The organism is Ligilactobacillus sp. Marseille-Q7487, from assembly GCF_949152225.1.
GTDB lineage: Bacteria > Bacillota > Bacilli > Lactobacillales > Lactobacillaceae > Ligilactobacillus.
This window is the reverse complement of record NZ_CASCJC010000001.1, coordinates 216,016-232,538: the sequence shown is the minus strand read 5'-3', so window position 1 is coordinate 232,538 and position 16,523 is coordinate 216,016. Positions and strand designations below refer to the sequence as shown.

The 16,523-nt window shown below is 37.2% G+C and carries 12 protein-coding genes and 1 pseudogene; 7 read left to right on the top strand and 6 right to left on the bottom strand.

The genetic code is table 11. From position 1 onward, the window contains the following. The first annotated feature begins 25 nt into the window (after nt 1–25). Complete coding sequence (locus tag QM017_RS01040) at nt 26–754, top strand: GntR family transcriptional regulator (protein ID WP_282708587.1); 729 nt, start codon at nt 26–28, stop codon at nt 752–754. Nucleotides 755–791: 37 nt separating this feature from the next. On the opposite strand, the gene QM017_RS01035 is transcribed toward QM017_RS01040, so the two are convergent. After that, entirely contained in the window at nt 792–1,574 is a 783-nt protein-coding gene (locus QM017_RS01035; RefSeq protein ID WP_282708586.1) for a tyrosine-protein phosphatase, read from the bottom strand. Between the two features lie 144 nt (nt 1,575–1,718). Between QM017_RS01035 and QM017_RS01030 the strand changes: the two genes are divergently transcribed. Then, complete coding sequence (locus QM017_RS01030; RefSeq protein ID WP_282708585.1) at nt 1,719–2,306, top strand: histidine phosphatase family protein; 588 nt, start codon at nt 1,719–1,721, stop codon at nt 2,304–2,306. On the opposite strand, the gene QM017_RS01025 is transcribed toward QM017_RS01030, so the two are convergent. Continuing rightward, nucleotides 2,296–2,928, bottom strand: coding sequence for a sugar O-acetyltransferase (locus QM017_RS01025; protein WP_282708584.1), 633 nt, complete (start codon nt 2,926–2,928; stop codon nt 2,296–2,298). The two genes, QM017_RS01030 and QM017_RS01025, sit on opposite strands and share 11 nt — an antisense overlap. Before the next feature lie 216 nt (nt 2,929–3,144). On the opposite strand from QM017_RS01025, the gene QM017_RS01020 reads away from it, so the two are divergent. The 3 genes from QM017_RS01020 (at nt 3,145) to QM017_RS01010 (ending at nt 6,021) form a co-directional block, all read left to right on the top strand. Continuing rightward, on the top strand, nt 3,145–4,221 hold the full coding sequence (locus QM017_RS01020) for an NCS2 family permease (protein WP_282708583.1): 1,077 nt from the start codon (nt 3,145–3,147) through the stop codon (nt 4,219–4,221). Between the two features lie 2 nt (nt 4,222–4,223). Continuing rightward, nucleotides 4,224–4,784, top strand: a complete 561-nt coding sequence (locus QM017_RS01015) for a phosphoribosyltransferase family protein (RefSeq protein ID WP_282708582.1) — start codon at nt 4,224–4,226, stop codon at nt 4,782–4,784. Nucleotides 4,785–4,854: 70 nt separating this feature from the next. Beyond that, nucleotides 4,855–6,021 (top strand): MFS transporter, encoded by a 1,167-nt coding sequence (locus tag QM017_RS01010; RefSeq protein WP_282708581.1) that lies wholly within the window; start codon nt 4,855–4,857, stop codon nt 6,019–6,021. Nucleotides 6,022–6,070: 49 nt separating this feature from the next. Here the strand turns inward: QM017_RS01010 and QM017_RS01005 are convergent. From QM017_RS01005 to QM017_RS00995, 3 genes and pseudogenes are all read right to left on the bottom strand, one after another. Beyond that, nucleotides 6,071–8,058: pseudogene (locus QM017_RS01005) on the bottom strand (beta-galactosidase). A 109-nt stretch (nt 8,059–8,167) separates the two neighbouring features. After that, the gene (gene gtfA, locus QM017_RS01000; RefSeq protein ID WP_282708580.1) at nt 8,168–9,610 is read right to left on the bottom strand and encodes a sucrose phosphorylase; all 1,443 of its coding nucleotides are present in this window, start codon (nt 9,608–9,610) and stop codon (nt 8,168–8,170) included. 15 nt (nt 9,611–9,625) lie between these two features. Next, nucleotides 9,626–11,821 (bottom strand): alpha-galactosidase, encoded by a 2,196-nt coding sequence (locus tag QM017_RS00995; protein ID WP_282708579.1) that lies wholly within the window; start codon nt 11,819–11,821, stop codon nt 9,626–9,628. Between the two features lie 140 nt (nt 11,822–11,961). On the opposite strand from QM017_RS00995, the gene QM017_RS00990 reads away from it, so the two are divergent. After that, on the top strand, nt 11,962–12,798 hold the full coding sequence (locus QM017_RS00990; RefSeq protein WP_282708578.1) for a helix-turn-helix domain-containing protein: 837 nt from the start codon (nt 11,962–11,964) through the stop codon (nt 12,796–12,798). 78 nt (nt 12,799–12,876) lie between these two features. Here QM017_RS00990 and QM017_RS00985 read toward each other — a convergent pair whose 3' ends face one another. Further along, nucleotides 12,877–14,793, bottom strand: a complete 1,917-nt coding sequence (locus tag QM017_RS00985; protein ID WP_282708577.1) for a sucrose-specific PTS transporter subunit IIBC — start codon at nt 14,791–14,793, stop codon at nt 12,877–12,879. A gap of 220 nt (nt 14,794–15,013) precedes the next feature. Here QM017_RS00985 and QM017_RS00980 point away from each other — a divergent pair, with 220 nt between their 5' ends. Further along, nucleotides 15,014–16,498 (top strand): sucrose-6-phosphate hydrolase, encoded by a 1,485-nt coding sequence (locus QM017_RS00980; RefSeq protein ID WP_282708576.1) that lies wholly within the window; start codon nt 15,014–15,016, stop codon nt 16,496–16,498. The last annotated feature ends 25 nt before the right edge of the window (nt 16,499–16,523 follow it).

Below are 16,523 nucleotides of genomic sequence, written 5' to 3'. Positions count from 1 at the left end.
ATATTATTTTTCGCGAGGTGAAACGATGGCTGAATTGCTCTACAAACAACTTATTTCCGATTTAAAACGGCGTATTTTTGCCCAAGAATTCACCAATATGAAGCTTCCAGATGAACGAACATTAGCTAACCAATACAATGTCAGTCGCAGCTCTGTCAAGCGTGCATTAACACGGATGGCCAGTGATGGTATCATCTTCAAAAAGCGTGGTTCTGGAACGTTTATCAATCCATTATACTTAAAAAATGAATCTGTCTTTAACTACGAAGAAGGAACAAACTTAGGAATTACTGATAATTTTAAGATGAACGGCAAACGTCCTAAAAGCCAAGTACTCAACTTCGAAGTCATCTCACCTACAGAAGAATTACAACGCGACTTATTCTTACAACCGGATGATTTTGTTTATAAAATTGAACGCTTGCGCTTATTTGATGAACAACCTTTCATGATTGAAACAGGTTATATCCCAATTAAAATTGTCCCTGAACTTTCTCGCACACAGATCGAAAGTTCAATCTTTAATTATCTACAAAAAAACTATAATCTTTCGGTGACTAAATCGTTTTTATCAGTCTTTGCAGAACCTTCAACTAAGCGCGATCAGGAATTACTGAAGCTAAAAGAAAATGAACCAGTCGGTATTATGGAAGGTATCTTCTTTTTAGATAACGGAACTCCATTTGAGTTTTCACATATGCGTTTGCATTACCAATACTTAAAATTCAATTCATTCGTCAGTGTCGATCATTAAAAAACTACCAATCCATCATAACTGGATTGGTAGTTTTTTAATTCAAATAAATTTTTTGTAGGTCCTGTAATTGCTTATCATTTAACATCAATTCATTACGCAAATAATCGTTAACCGAACCGTATTCTTTTTTAATCAAAAGCAAAGCATGATCAAGATAAGCATTGCTTACCCGCCCAAGACTGCGAATATTAGCAACAAAATAAGGTGTCTTAGCCGCTTGCTTAGCCTTGTTTAGGTTAATTTCTCGCAAAGGTCGCAAATATTCATTTGAAGCCAAATAATCCTTACGAATCGTTTGTTCATCAACTCCTAAAGCAGTCAAGACATAAACGGCTCCCATCCCAGTACGATCTTTTCCCATCGAACAATGGAACAAAACAGATTCATTTTCTTTGTCGTTAGCCAATAAAACATCAAAAAACTTACGATAAGCGACACGTGCACTATCAGCCAACACAATATCAGCATATGCTGATTTCATTTCAGCCACACCAAGTGCTGGGTCTGTGTTGTAACGTTCCCGCTCTTCCCAACTCTTTTGTGTACTGCGGGTTTCATCGATTGGAAAAACTGGCGTAAAGTGATACTGCACATTTTCAGGCAAGAGATCTGGTGCTGCTTGACATTCAGCAGGCGAACGAAAATCAACATCATGTCGCATTCCATACTCGTCAAGATAGACTAAATCTTCTGGCACTAATTCAGCCAAACTAGCCGAACGAATAAGCTTATGGTATTTAAGCGTACGGTTATCTTTGGTTTGATAACCACCTATGTCTCGAAAGTTAAAGCCATTTTTCATCTCTAAAAGTCGCATGTCAAAGAAATCTCCTTAGTGTAAAACGTTTTCTATCTATCACACTTAATATGATACGTTTATTAGACATCAACGTCTAGTCTTTTTATTAAAAATTTGCATTTCTTTTTAAATATAGTATGCTAAAAACACAGAGGGATTTGTATGACAACATTTTATATAATTAGACACGGCCAAAGTCAAGCCAATCAACAAGGCATCCTTCAAGGTGCTAAAATCAATACCGCCTTGACTTCTTATGGAAAACAACAAGCCTTGGCAACTAAAGCAAAACTAGCTGGGATTAGTTTTGACAAAATCTTTGCTAGTCCACTACTACGAGCAGCTCAAACCGCTGCTTTAATCAACGACAATCAACCCGTAACCTTTGATTGTCGCCTTAAAGAATACGATTATGGCTCATGGGATGGCATGCTTGAAAAAGACATTTGGCAACAATACCCTCAATTTTTTGATGCCCATCATAACTTATTACTTGGATTTGAAAAATTAACTAATGCACCTAGTTTTGCCCAAACAAAACAAGAAGTAGGCGAATTTTTAACACAGGTAGCAAAAAAATATCCAACTGCAACAGTTCTTGTCGTTAGTCATGGTTTTACTACTAAACTAATGCTTGATTGGCTATTAGATATCGGCTCTTTAGTCAATTTAAACGAACCACAAAATGCTGGGATAACAATTTTTGAAATCAGCCACAACGCTAAGACTTTACTCGCTTTTAATCGCTAATAAATGCGCCCATTTCTGCGATATAATCTTGGCGCTGGCTTTGCCAATATTCGCGATCTTTTTGATTTAACTTACGTAATACTTTGCACGGATTACCAACTGCTATGGAGTTTTTAGCAATATCTTTAGTAACAACCGAGCCTGCCCCAATCACACTATTTGCACCAATTGTCACTCCTGGACAAACTACAACATTACCACCCAACCATACATTATCGCCAATTTTTATCTCTTTACCAAATTCTAACCCTATATTTCTAACATCTGGATCAAGTGGATGACCTGCCGTATATAAACTCACGCGCGGTCCAAACATCACATTATCCCCAATCGTAATCTTAGCAACGTCCAAAAAGATCGCATTAGTATTGGCATAAAAATTTTCACCAATATAGGTGTTTTGGCCATAATCACAATAAAACGGCGGTTCAATATAGTAATTTTGCCCCACTTTGCCTAACAATTGCTTAAGCAACTCTTGTTGTTTAGAAAAATGTTCTGGTGCAAGCTGATTAAAGCGATGCAACAACATCTTGGCTTGTTTAGCTTCTTTTTTTAATGTTGGATCAGCCGCAATATATAATTCTTGCGCCAACATTCTTTGCTTTTGTGTACGTGCCATCTATTTTCTCCTTAAATCTTTTTTTCAAAGTTTAACATTATTTTTTAACAAATGCACCCCATAAAAAAGTTCACTTCACCTTTGATAAAAACGTACTAATCCATTTTTTATTTCTCTATAGTTCGTTTTTTGTTCGTTTTTAACGTAAAAATGAGATTGACTAGGCTTTATTTTTCTGATATAACGAACATATCATATAAAAAGGATGTGCTTATTTTGGATTGGTTAGCTGATTTAATGGCCGCTATTGGTGTTGTCTTAAATGGCATCCCTCAAGGAATCATGGCTATGACACTTGGTTTTGCAGTTTTTCCTACCACTTTTTCTTTTATTTTCGCTTCAGCAATTAATGGTATTTTCCAATCAGTTGCTCCACTTTCATTTCAAGCTGAATCTTTAGCGCTCACAGGTAAACTTGGACAAAACATTCGCGAACGAACATCGATTATTTTTGGCGGTTCACTTATCATGTTAGCAATTGGATTAAGTGGGACATTAACTAAGATAGTTAATTTTTTAGGCAATGATATCATCAATGCTATGATGGCTGGTGTTGGAATCATGCTAGCCAAAATTTCGCTAGAGATGTGTAAAGGACCACAAAAAAGCGGCTGGGTTTCTTTTAGTATCGCTCTTTTGACTTATATTATTAGCCACGATTTAGTTTGGACCATCTGTTTATCCGTGATAGGTACAAGTTTATTTGCGGTAGTCATCGAAAAATATAATGCCAAACTTCCTGAATACGTAACCGCACGCCGCTTCATTTTTACTAAGCCGATATTTAATCCTACGGTAATGCGGGGCGCCTTAAGCCTAGCTTGCCTTAACATCGGCGCTAACCTTTCTTATGGCTTAATCACCGGTCAAATGACAGGTGTTAAACCTAACCCTGTCAATTTAAATTTATTAACTAGCACACAAGCTTTGGCAGACCTGGGAACTAGTTTACTTGGCGGTGCGCCGGTTGAAACCATCATCTCAGCTACGGCTAGTGCGCCTGAACCAGTAATTGCAGGTATCATGATGATGTTAATTATGGCGGTAATTCTTTTGGCAGGATGGTTGCCTAAAATTGGACGCTTTGTTCCTAGTTCTTCTATTGCAGGTTTTTTATTTGTCTTAGGTGCTTTTGTCACTTTCCCAGAAAATGCCACTAGCTCATTAGCAAGTCCTAATCCGACTATCGCTGCTTTAACAATGATTGTCACTGCTTTGATTGATCCTTTTGCGGGCTTACTTGCCGGTGGTTGTTTAAAATTTATTTTACCGTTACTTGGATTGGGGGCTTAATTATGTCACAAACTTACACACTCAACATAGCAGGATTAACTCGTAAATTACCGCTCTTACCTATTTCAACAGATTTAACCATCGCTTCTTTTGTAATGCTAGGTGACGCACAACTAACACATGCTGTTGCTAAAGAACTCGTTAAAAAAATCCCTACAGATTGCCAAGCATTAGTTACCCTCGAAAGCAAAGGAATCCCCTTAACGCATGAACTTGCCTTGCTATTGGGGCATGATCGATATGTTGTTTTACGCAAATCCATCAAAAGCTACATGCAAGAGCCATTATGTGTTAATGTCCAATCAATTACGACCACTAATCAACAAAAACTTGTCTTAGATAAAAACGATGCAACTTTTTTAGCAGGAAAAAAAGTTGTCTTAGTCGACGATGTCATCAGCACCGGTGGATCATTAGCAGCTGCGACAGAACTCCTCAAGAAAGCCAACGTTACATTGCAAACTAAGATAGCTGTCTTAGCTGAAGGAGATGCCAACAAACGCACGGATATTTCTTATCTTGAACATCTGCCACTATTCAATGCTAGTGGAGCAAAAATTTAGCCTAGTTTTGTTTTAACCTGTTTTTTAGTATAATTGGAAAGGTATTTTAAAAAACAGAGGTCAGTTAGTTATGTTAAAAAAATCAAAATTTTTAATTCCAGGGATTATTTTAGTAGCTGCGATGCTAAGAATTCCCTTCACAACGATTCCTTCAATTTTAACGGAAGTCGCTGCTGGTTTAAACGTACCAGTCAGTTCATTGGGAACATTAACGACAATTCCATTATTGATGTTTGCTTTGGTGTCATCTTTTGCACCTAAACTTGCACAAAGAATCGGTATCGAATGGTCGTTTAGTTTAGTATTGTTTTTGATGGCTGTTGGCTCATTTATTCGTACTTTAAGTGTGCCAACACTTTATTTAGGAACTGCTATGATTGGTGCTGGCATTGCTGTTTTAAACGTCTTGATGCCTAGTATCGTAACAGCATATTTCCCACATAAAATCGGTCAATATACGACACTTTACACGACATCGATGGGAATTTCTGCTGCAGTCGCCTCATCTTTAGCTGTTCCTATTACTCAAGCATCATCTTGGAAGATTCTCATCTTAGTTTTAACCGTCTTAATTTGTCTAAGTTTTGTGGTTTGGCTACCAAACGTCAAATTCAATCACAAACTAAGTGTTAATTCCAAGCAAAAAACAACTTCTTCGTTTTGGAAGAATAAAGTTGCTTGGGTCTTGCTAATCTTTGGGGGCTTTCAATCAATGCTCTTTTACACCGGGTTAACCTGGTTACCTACGATGGCTTCTAATGCTGGACTTTCACATGCTACTGCTGGAACATTGTCTGGTGTTTACTCCTTAATCAGCCTACCATTATCGATGTTTTTACCAAATCTCGTTGCACATGTCAGCGCTAAATTACGACGTACAATCATGGGAGGCTTTTGTTTATTGGGTATCATCGGAATTGCAGCCTTATTTTTCCAACAAGCTAGCTTTGGTTATTGGTTGTTAATCAACTGTTTAATCGGCGCATCTGTAGGAGCGTTATTCCCATATCTTATGACAACCTTTTCTTTAAAAACCACCGATCCTCACAAAACTGCCAAACTATCTGGCATGGCTCAAACAGGTGGCTACTTACTAGCAGCAGTCGGTCCATTTTTATTTGGTTATGGCTTTGAAATCTTTCATTCATGGACCTTTTCAATCGCTTGTTTATTGCTTGCAAGTATCGCAATGACCGCTTGTATGCTGTATGTTGAACGGTTTGATAAAATTGGTTAAAAAAAGAACTGAAATGATAAAATATTTTATCGTTTCAGTTCTTTTTTTATTAAATAATCACCGCTTGCCAACTTTCTAAACTACCCAAAACAGGCTGTTGGCTTAATAAATCTGTTCGTCCGATAAATTCAGCTGGCACGACTTGCCTGTTGGCCGTTGGATTTAAGATGAAGGTTAGTTTTATCTCAGCTTTGACACGTTGGATTATCTCTAGCTTTGTTTTGCTTTGCATCATACGTGGCAAGGCTAGCTCATCACTAATGGTAGTCACTAATTTAACCAACATTTCATCTGCGAATTGACTGGTAAAATACCAGACTTTCCCTTTGCCAAAGTTATTTTTAGTAGTGGCCGCCATGCCCGCATAAAACTCACTAGCATATGTTGCTAAAACCTCGGTTTCTTGTGGATGAACCAAATCACACAATAATTCAGTCGGATACTTTTGACCTTGATAATCTACCCAGATAGTTTGTTTAGGCACCACAACATCGTTTTCTTCAACCCAGATGCCAGTCAATTCACGCAAAGCCTCTGGATAACCGCCTAGATATACATTATCATTTTGATCGACTAAACCAGATAAATAAGTCGTCATCAAGTTCCCACCATTTGCAATATAATCACTTAGTTTTTGTTTAAGTTGCGATGAAACCATGTATAACACAGGGGCAACAACTAAATCATACGCACTAAAATCATTTGTATTTCCAATCACATCAACGGTGATGTTTTACTCATAAAAATGACGATAATAAGTTTGAACGATTTTGACATAGTCAATATCTTGTCTAATACCTGCCATATATTGTAAGGCCCACATGTTTTCCCAATCAAAAAGTACGGCAACCTTGGCTTGCACTTGGCTATCTTTAAAAGTTGTACAAGCCGCGCTAGCATTTGACCGAGGCGTTGAATTTCCTTGAAAACTCGTGTATCCGTCCGCTGACTATGCGCAATGACTGCGCCATGAAATTTTTCTTGGGCTCCAATCGATTGTTTCAATTGGAAATATTGCACCGTATCTGCTCCATGCGCGATGGCTTGCAAACTTTGCGTAAACATCTGTCCAGGACGTTTGAGCGGACTATAAGCTTGCCAGTTGACTTGACCTGGTGTTGATTCCATCAGCATAAACGGCTTACCCGCACCTAACCCGCGCATCAAATCAAACCAAAAGGCCGTCTCATGAGCGGGTGTATCATATTGCGGATAGCTATCATATGAGATGACATCTTGGTGTTTAGTCCATTTAAAATAATCAATATCGTTATTTGGCACACCATGAAAATTAGTCGTAATCGGTGTTGCAGTATCATATTTTTCGATTTCAGCTTTTTCTAACAAATAACACTCTAACAAACTTGCCGCTTGGAAATGCCGATAATCCAATGAAATCGCTCCGAAAGCTGTTTGGTTCCCGGCTTCTTCGCTTAATTCATTAGGAACCACTATTTCATCCCAATCATGAATGGTATGTGCCCAAAACTTAGCATTCCAGGCTTGATTTAAGTTGTCTAAGGTTTGGTATTTGTTTTTTAACCACGCAACAAACGCTTGCCGGCAATGTTCACAATAACACATCCCCCCATATTCATTGTTAATGTGCCAGTTGACCAGTTGTGGATTAGCTGCGTAACGCTTAGCTAGTTGTGCAACCATTTTTTGTGCAAAACGTCGATAATGCGAGCTATGCGGACAAAAATTATGACGTTGCCCAAACACATGGCGTCTTCCTTGATAATCAACTCTCCCAACATCTGGACACTTTTTAAACATCCATGCCGGTATCGCGGCTGTCGCTGTCGCTAAAACTATCTTAAAGTCAGCTCAACTCAAGTTGTCCATGATTTCGTCAAGTTGTGAAAAATCATAAACATCTTCGGCAGGCTGTAAACTATCCCATGCAAAAATATTGATCGAAGCCGAATTAATTTGAGCTTGCTTAAAGACCTCCAAATCGTTTGCCCAGGTTTCTTTAGGCCATTGTTCAGGATTATAATCTCCCTCAAATAAAAAAGGTATTGCTTTTTTCATCTTCCCCTAAATCCCTTTCTAAACAAAGCTAATTTTTTAAAATTATATTATAATTCCGCTTTCATGCAAACCAACAAAAAAAGCCAGCTTGAAGCTAGCTTTTAAGACCTTAAAACACTACAACTTGGCCGTTGTGTTTAACGGTATATTCTAATGTCTGCAAGTTAGCTGTCAAGCTAACTTGATCACTTGCATCTTTGTTGCTTCGTACGATTGTAATTTCGTGTTCACTTGGTGCTTGTACATCGATAGAACCTTCCAAATCAAAGGCTGGTGTTTGATTTCTAAAGCGCAACAAGTTCAACAAAGCCGCTACGACTGGACGTTTAACCTCGGTTGCAATTTCATCACTTGTATAATAGTGGCGATTGATGTTTCTGCCTTCTTTGGTCTTTTCTAACAATTCAATATCATTTTTACCTGCCAATAAGCCAACATAATAGACTTGTGGAATACCAGGCGCAAAGACTTGTAACAAGCGACTCATGAAATACTTGGCATCGTCATCGCCTAAAGCCGAGTAATATGTCGAGTTAATTTGATAAATATCTAAATTATTATATTCTGCACTAGAGTATTTACGTTTTACGTTTGCCCCAATCTTGTATAATTCATTGACAGAAAAATCAACTTCGTCTTGCGTTAAAATATCACGAACATCGACTACCCCAATACCATCGTGTGTATCAAGCGTCGTGAATTGTTTCATTGGACTCATCTTAAGCCACTTGACCAAACGATTCGTCTTACCGCTATAAAGCGAATATAAAACAACCATCGGCAAGGCAAAGTCATAGACAAAATAGTCATGTTCGGTAATCTTAGCTTGAATCGTGTAATGTTCATGAATTTCTGGTAATAATTCACAGCCCTTTGCCTTTGTGATGTCTCTGACATAATCTAATAATTCCCAGATTTCTGGTTCAACAAAGAAATCATTGGTGTCTAACTTTTTGACAGCATAAGCAAATGCATCCAAACGAATCACACTAGCTTTATGTTCAATCAAACTCAATAATGTTTTTTTGATGAATTCCTTAGTCACGTCTTTTCTGACATCTAAATCGATTTGTTCTTCACCAAAAGTATTCCAAAGATTTTCGCATGTGCCATCAGCAAACACGATTTCTTGTTTAGGTGCACGATCCTTACGTTTATAAATTAAATCCACATCTTCTTTAGTTGGGCGACCCTCTGGCCAAAATTTATCCCAGCTCAAGAACAAATCTTTATACGGACTTTGATCTTTATTTTGTTGATAATCTTGATAATACTTAGATTGACGTGAGATATGATTAATCATAAAATCAAACATCAAATAGTATTGTTCACCTAATTTTTCAACATCTTCCCAACTTCCAAAAGCTTCGTCAACATCGACATAATCAATTGGCGCAAATCCTCTATCACCTGTTGAAGGGAAAAATGGTAAAAGATGAACTCCACCGAGAGCGCCTTTAAAGTATTTACTTAAATTTTCATCTAATTCTTTTAAGTTTTTACCTAGACTATCTGCATAGGTAATCAACATTGTTTCATTTTTGATACTCATTTGATTTCTCCTCAATTACAAAGCCTTGAAATGATAATATTGTGAACTAAAGTCTTGTCGGACAACAGGTTGGTATAAACCGATATTCATCAATTCATCGCCATAATAAACCGCACCACTTTCAACATCTTGGTACTTAGCATCTGCTAGTAAGCCCGCCAACTTGGTATAGGTAAATTCTGGTTGTGCATCCGCCAAAATGTTAAAGGTAAACAACAAGGCCTCTTTTTGATCTTTAGAGACAAACATCCACGCAACATCATTTTGTTCAAATGGGCTCTTCAAGCGAATAAAGGTCCCAAATTGCACTAATGGCCGAATTTCTTTATAAAAGGCCACTTGTTGTTTAACTTGTTGTTTTTCTTCATCCGTCAAATGCGTCAAGTTTAATTCATAACCAAAGACCGCACTCATCGCCATATTTCCCCGCGTATTAAATGGAGTAATCCGTCCTGTTTGATGATTTGGCACAGCAGATAAATGTGACGTCATCGTCGAAATTGGATAAACCATTGAGGTTCCATATTGAATCTTCAAACGTGCGATTGCATCGGTGTTATCACTTGTCCATGATTGTGGCATATAATAAGCAAAACCACTATCAAAGCGGCCGCCACCACCAGAGCAACCTTCCCACAAGATATTATCGTATTTAGTCGTCAATTCTTCTAACATTTCATAAAGCCCCAAAACATAGCGGTGTAAGACTTCACCTTGTTGATTTGGTGCTAAAGCAACAGAATATACATCCGATAAGTGTCTGTTCATATCCCACTTGATGTAATCGATAAATCCTTGGTCTAGCAACTTTTCCATTTGTTGTTGGATATTTTGCCGTACTTCTTTTCTGCCCATGTCTAACACAAATTGATTACGTGCTGGAGAAGGTTGATAGCCAGGAACTTTTAACATGTAATCTGGATGTGCACGATACAAGTCTGAATCAAGCGAAATCATTTCTGGTTCAAACCACAAACCAAATTTCAAACCTTGAGCATGGACATAATCGGCAAAACCTTTGAGGCCATCTGGGAACTTACCTTTGTTTAAATACCAATCGCCCAAAGATGAATTGTCATCGTTGCGATGACCAAACCAACCGTCATCTAAGACAAACATTTCAATTCCTAAATTCTTGGCTTCATCAACGATTGGACGCAACTTGCTTTCATCAAAGTCAAAGTAAGTTGCTTCCCAGTTATTAACCAAAATTGGACGTTCTTGATTTTTGAATTTACTACGTACGATTCGATCGTGAATCAACGCATGATATGTTTGACTCATCTGATTTAAACCTTGATCTGAGTAAACCATCACCACTTCAGGTGTTTGGAAACTTTGTGTAGGTTCTAGCATCCATGCAAAGTTTTCATCGTTGATACCGGCAACTAGTCGATATTGTCCATATGGATCTTTTTGAACTTCCATACTATGGTTACCAGAATAAACTAAATCAAAACCATAAACTTCACCACTAAATTCACTAGCATTTGGTTCTAATAAAGCAATAAAGTTATTCATTTGATGGCTAGTTGTTCCACGACGGCTAGCAAACTTCTTAATCCCAAAACCTACTTTTTCACGTTGGACATTGCGTTCGTTAACATGTCCACCTGGTAAAGATAAAACTTCTAAATCTGGCTTTACCATATCCAATTGTAGTGAGGCTAATTTTTCAAGTGTTACATTTTGCGTACCTTCATTAATAGCCTTGACACTACGCGTAATCACTGCTCTATTAGCATAAATCGTGTAAAGTAATTCTAATTTAACTTGGCTAACTTCATCGAATAAATAAATTTTTAGCGTTTGTGCTTCTGCGTCATCTTTTACATAAGCAGCTGGCAACCCTGCCAACTTAGGCTTACCCGCTAAAATTTCGTGTCCTTGATAAACAAAACGACTAGCAGTAGCACCGTTTTCTTGACGAATAATAGCCGCCAAAATACGATAATCGCCCACACCTTGACTTGAATATTCTTGTGGCAAACTATCTAATGAATAAGTCCGGTCAAGCGATCCGGGTAAATTTCCTGAAAAACCACGGTCTAAACGTGGATATTTGAATTGGTTATGATAGCCACTGACCTTTTTACCAAAGTAAATGTGTGCTAAAACATTGCCTTCTTCGATTCCTAAAAGATAGGTAATCTTGTCATTGCTTAAATTAAAAATTTTATTTTCTTGATCAAATGTAATCAAATGTTGCATATTCGACACCTCTTGTGTAATCGTTTCATTGTACATCTTCATAATATTATATTGTAGATCAAAAAAACATGGACTAGTTTATTAATTATATGTCATAATGTCAACAGGACATTTTGACATAACAAATGGGGTTTTAACCGATGAATTTTGAATTTAAACGAACAGAAATTGAACATTTCGACTGTAATATCGTCTTTTACGGTCAAGAAGATACTTCTCCTGGATACACGTTTGGGGGGAATAATATCCGTGATTGTTATATCTTACATTACATCACAGCAGGTAAAGGAACCTTTGCTAGTGCCGGCAAAAAAATGGCTACTTTACAAGCAGGCGATGTCTTTTTACTTCCCAAATCCGTACCTTGTTTTTATCAAGCTGACAAAAACGAGCCTTGGAGCTATTTTTGGATTGGCTTTTCTGGCGTTTATACCGGGGAAATATTTGCTCGTAGCGCTTTAGATGAACACTATTATTTACGTCACGTCAACGATTGTGCATTTGGAAAAAGCTTTAAAGCCTTGTTTGAAGCATTACGTTTGCAAAATAGTTTAACCAATTCACTTTTAACAGAAAGTCTGCTATATCAAACTTTTCATCAACTTTTAGCACAATATCCCAATCATAAACATCAAAAAAAGCTCAACTATACTGTTAGTTTTAAACAAGCCGCCGATTATTTTAAAAGAAACTATCAAAACGGCTGCAATGTCAGTGATGCATGCGCCAACTTGCATATTTCGCGTAGCTATTTGCACAGTTTATTCAAACAAAATCTAAATATCAGTCCGCAACAATATCTACTCAAGTTAAAACTGACACACGCAAAAAAATTGCTGACGCAAACAGATTATTCTTTACAACAGATTGCTAATCTGGTTGGCTACAAAGATCAATTCACATTTTCTAAAGCCTTCAAGCGTTGTTTCAATCAAAGCCCTTTAGAATATCGCAATCAAATCAATTTTAAAAAATAAAACAAAAACACCCAATTAACATACTGTGTATTTTTTGAAACGAAAAATACATAGTAAACTAACTGGGTGTTTATTTTATTAACGTGTCAAGCTCAAAAGTTCTTGCCCATGTTTAATAGGATTTGGGCCACTCAATGCTACGTTTGCAAAATCCATCGTATTAGTTACAATTACCATTACCGTAGTGTCATAGCCTTTTTCTTTAAGCGCTCCAAGATCCATTGTGCCTAATTTATCGCCTTGCTTAACTTGTTGACCGACTTTAACTTCTGTATTGAAACCTTCACCTTTTAAATTAACTGTATCAATCCCTAAGTGTAACAAAATCTCTGCTCCATCAGTAGTCTTGATACCATATGCATGCTTAGTTTCGTAAACAACGGTAATTTCACCATCTGCTGGTGCATAAATTTCGTTTTCACTTGGTACAACAGCTGCCCCATCACCCATTGCTTTAGATGAGAAAACTGGATCAGCAACTTGTTTTAAATCCTTAACTTCACCAGAAACAGGTGCTGCAATCTTAAATTCTTGAGTTGTAACAACAGGAGCTTGATTTGATTTAACTGCCACACTTTCATTAACTGTTGTTGTTTGTGGATTAACTTGAGCATTATGACTCTTACCATAAAGGTAAGTTAAAGCAAATGCCACTGCAAAAGTAATCAATTCACAGATTAAATACATTGGCACAGAAGATGCTTGGATAGACAAGAAACCTAAAAATGCTGCTGAACCTAAAGATACCGCAACAACATGAAACAAGCCGGCTAAAGCAGCTCCAATACCTGAGCCAATCAAAGCACAAAAGAACGGGAATTTATACTTTAAGTTTACTCCAAACATCGCAGGCTCGGTAATTCCTAAACATGCAGACACTGTTGCAGAAGAAGCCAAGCCCTTAACTTTTTTATCCTTAGTCAATGTGAAAATCGCAAAACATGCAGCAGCTTGTGCAACATTAGCCATTGAAGCCACCAAGAAAATAAAATCTCCTGAACCGGAATGGTTTTGAGCATAAGATGTAATCAACTGTGTTTCAATCGCTGGGAAGGATTGATGTAAACCAGTCAAAACGATTGGCGAATACAACATCCCAAAGATCCCAGTTCCAATAAAACCAAACGTGTCGTAAATCCATACGATTCCATAAGTAATCGCATCGGATAATTCACGCATCACAGGTCCAACAACTACAAAGGTTAAAAAGCCTGTCACCATCAAAGAAATTAACGGTGTAAAAGTAAAGTCAACAGCTGCTGGCAAGCGCTTATGCAACCATTTTTCTAAGATTGACAAGATATAAACAGCCGCCAAGACTGGGATAACTTGGTATTGATAATTAGCTTGTGCAACATGCATACCAAAAATATCCCAATATTTGCCATCAACCAAACCAGGCGTTGTCATAATCATCCCGACAGCCGCACCCAAGAAGCGATTAGCTCCAAAGCGTTTAGCCGCTGACATCCCAACTAAAATTGGCAAGAAGATAAATGGAGCGGCTGACATTACTTGAATCATGTCAGAAATTCCTTTAATTGCAGGAATACTTTCCACCAACGCTTGACTGCCAAATAATCCTTTAGATGTCAAAAAGTTGTTTAACGCCATCAAAAGACCACCAGCTACTAAAGCAGGAATGATTGGAACAAAAATATCTGATAATAGCTTGATAAAGGCCATGATAGGATTTACCTTTTGTCCTTCACTGGCAATCTTTTTTAAATCTTCAGTTGAAGCCCCACTGAGTCCTGTGATTTTGATGATTTCATCATACACATTATTAACATCACCAGGTCCAATAATAATTTGATATTGACCATTGGTTTTAAACGTCCCTTTAATATCAACGCTTCCGTCTAACTTAGCTTGATCAATGTTTTGATCATCTTTTAAAACAAAACGTAAACGTGTCGCACAATGTGCCACAGCTAACATATTGTCTTTTCCAATTGCATCGATAACTTCTAACGCAACTTTTTTGTGATCCATTTTTTCCACTCCTTTAAAAATTAGTTGTAACCGATTTTATAAATCTATAATAACGTATTTTCAAAATATGTCAATCGTTTATCATATTTTTGTTTTAAAAAAACTAAATCCCCTATTAAAACAATAAATATATAAGATATACGTTTGACATATACCAGGCAGTAACATAAAATAATAGTTAATGCAACGGTTTCAACAAACCACTTAGGAGGAATAAACGATGCAATGGACTGATGAATTACGTTACCTACCGTATTCGAAATGGTCAGCTGCTAAATTATTAGAACTACAACATCAAGCAGCTAATTCAAAATATCAATTAAAATATCATATTCGCCCTATATCTGGTCTACTTAATGATCCTAATGGCTTTTCTTACTTCAATGACAAATGGCATGTTTTTTATCAAGCATATCCATTTGGCGCAGTCCATGGAGTAAAATCTTGGGTTCATCTTCAATCAGACGACTTAGTGCATTGGGAAAACATCGGCTTAGCAATCGAACCTGATACGATTTATGACAGCCACGGTGCATATTCTGGTTCAGCTTGCCAAATCGATGACAAACTCTTTTTGATGTATACCGGCAACGTTCGTGATAAAGACTGGGTACGCCATCCTTATCAAAACGGTGCATGGATGGATAAAGACAACAATATCACCAAGTTAAAAGAACCATTATTTGCACAAAGTGAACATACTACCGATCATTTTCGTGATCCGCAATTGCTAAAAATCGCCGACCGTTACTTTGCAATCTTAGGTGCTCAAGATAAAGAAACGACCCGCGGTAAAATTGCTATTTTTTCAACTACCGACTTCAAAAACTGGCAAGATCATGGCTACCTTGACATGTTAGACTTAGATTTTGGCTATATGATTGAGTGTCCTAATTTAGTCTTTGTTGATGATCATCCGGTATTGATCTTTTGTCCACAAGGTATCGCAAAAGAAAATCTAGACTACCAAAACATCTATCCTAACGCCTACTTAGTTGGTAAAAATATTGATCTTGAAAATGCTCAATTTACCCCAAGTGATTCAAAATTACACAATTTAGATGAAGGATTCGATGTTTATGCAAGCCAAGCATTTAATGCTCCAGATGGCAAAGCTTATATGATTAGCTGGGTTGGTTTACCAGAAATTGCTTATCCAACAGACGCTGAAAATTGGGCTCATTGCTTAAGTGTAGTCAAAGAACTTACTTATCAAGATGGTCATTTACTTCAAAAACCGGTTAAGACAATGACTTCCTTGCGCCATAATGAAACTACCTTACAAGGCATGACTGAAGCTAAGCGTACAGATTTATATAAACCAAAACAAAATCAATATGAAATCCAATTAACTTTGGCAGCTGATAGCAACGGAACACTTCATTTGGCTGGTGATGACCAATTAGAACACAGCTTACAATTACATTTTGATACTAAAGACGGTAAATTATGCTTGGATCGTTCTAAACTTGATCTTATTTTTGCTGAAGAATGGGGCATGACTCGTACAATCACATTGCCTAAACATCAAGAATTACAGCTACAAATCTTGATTGATCATTCGTTATGTGAAATTTTCGTTAATGGTGGTCAAAAAGTTTTAACCGCCCGCTTCTTTAATAAACCTAAAAATACTCAAGTTAGTCTTATCTCCGAAGCAAAAATGCGTTACACTGGTAAGTGTTGGGAATTATTCAACATGTAACAATTTTTTATCAAGGGGGATTTTC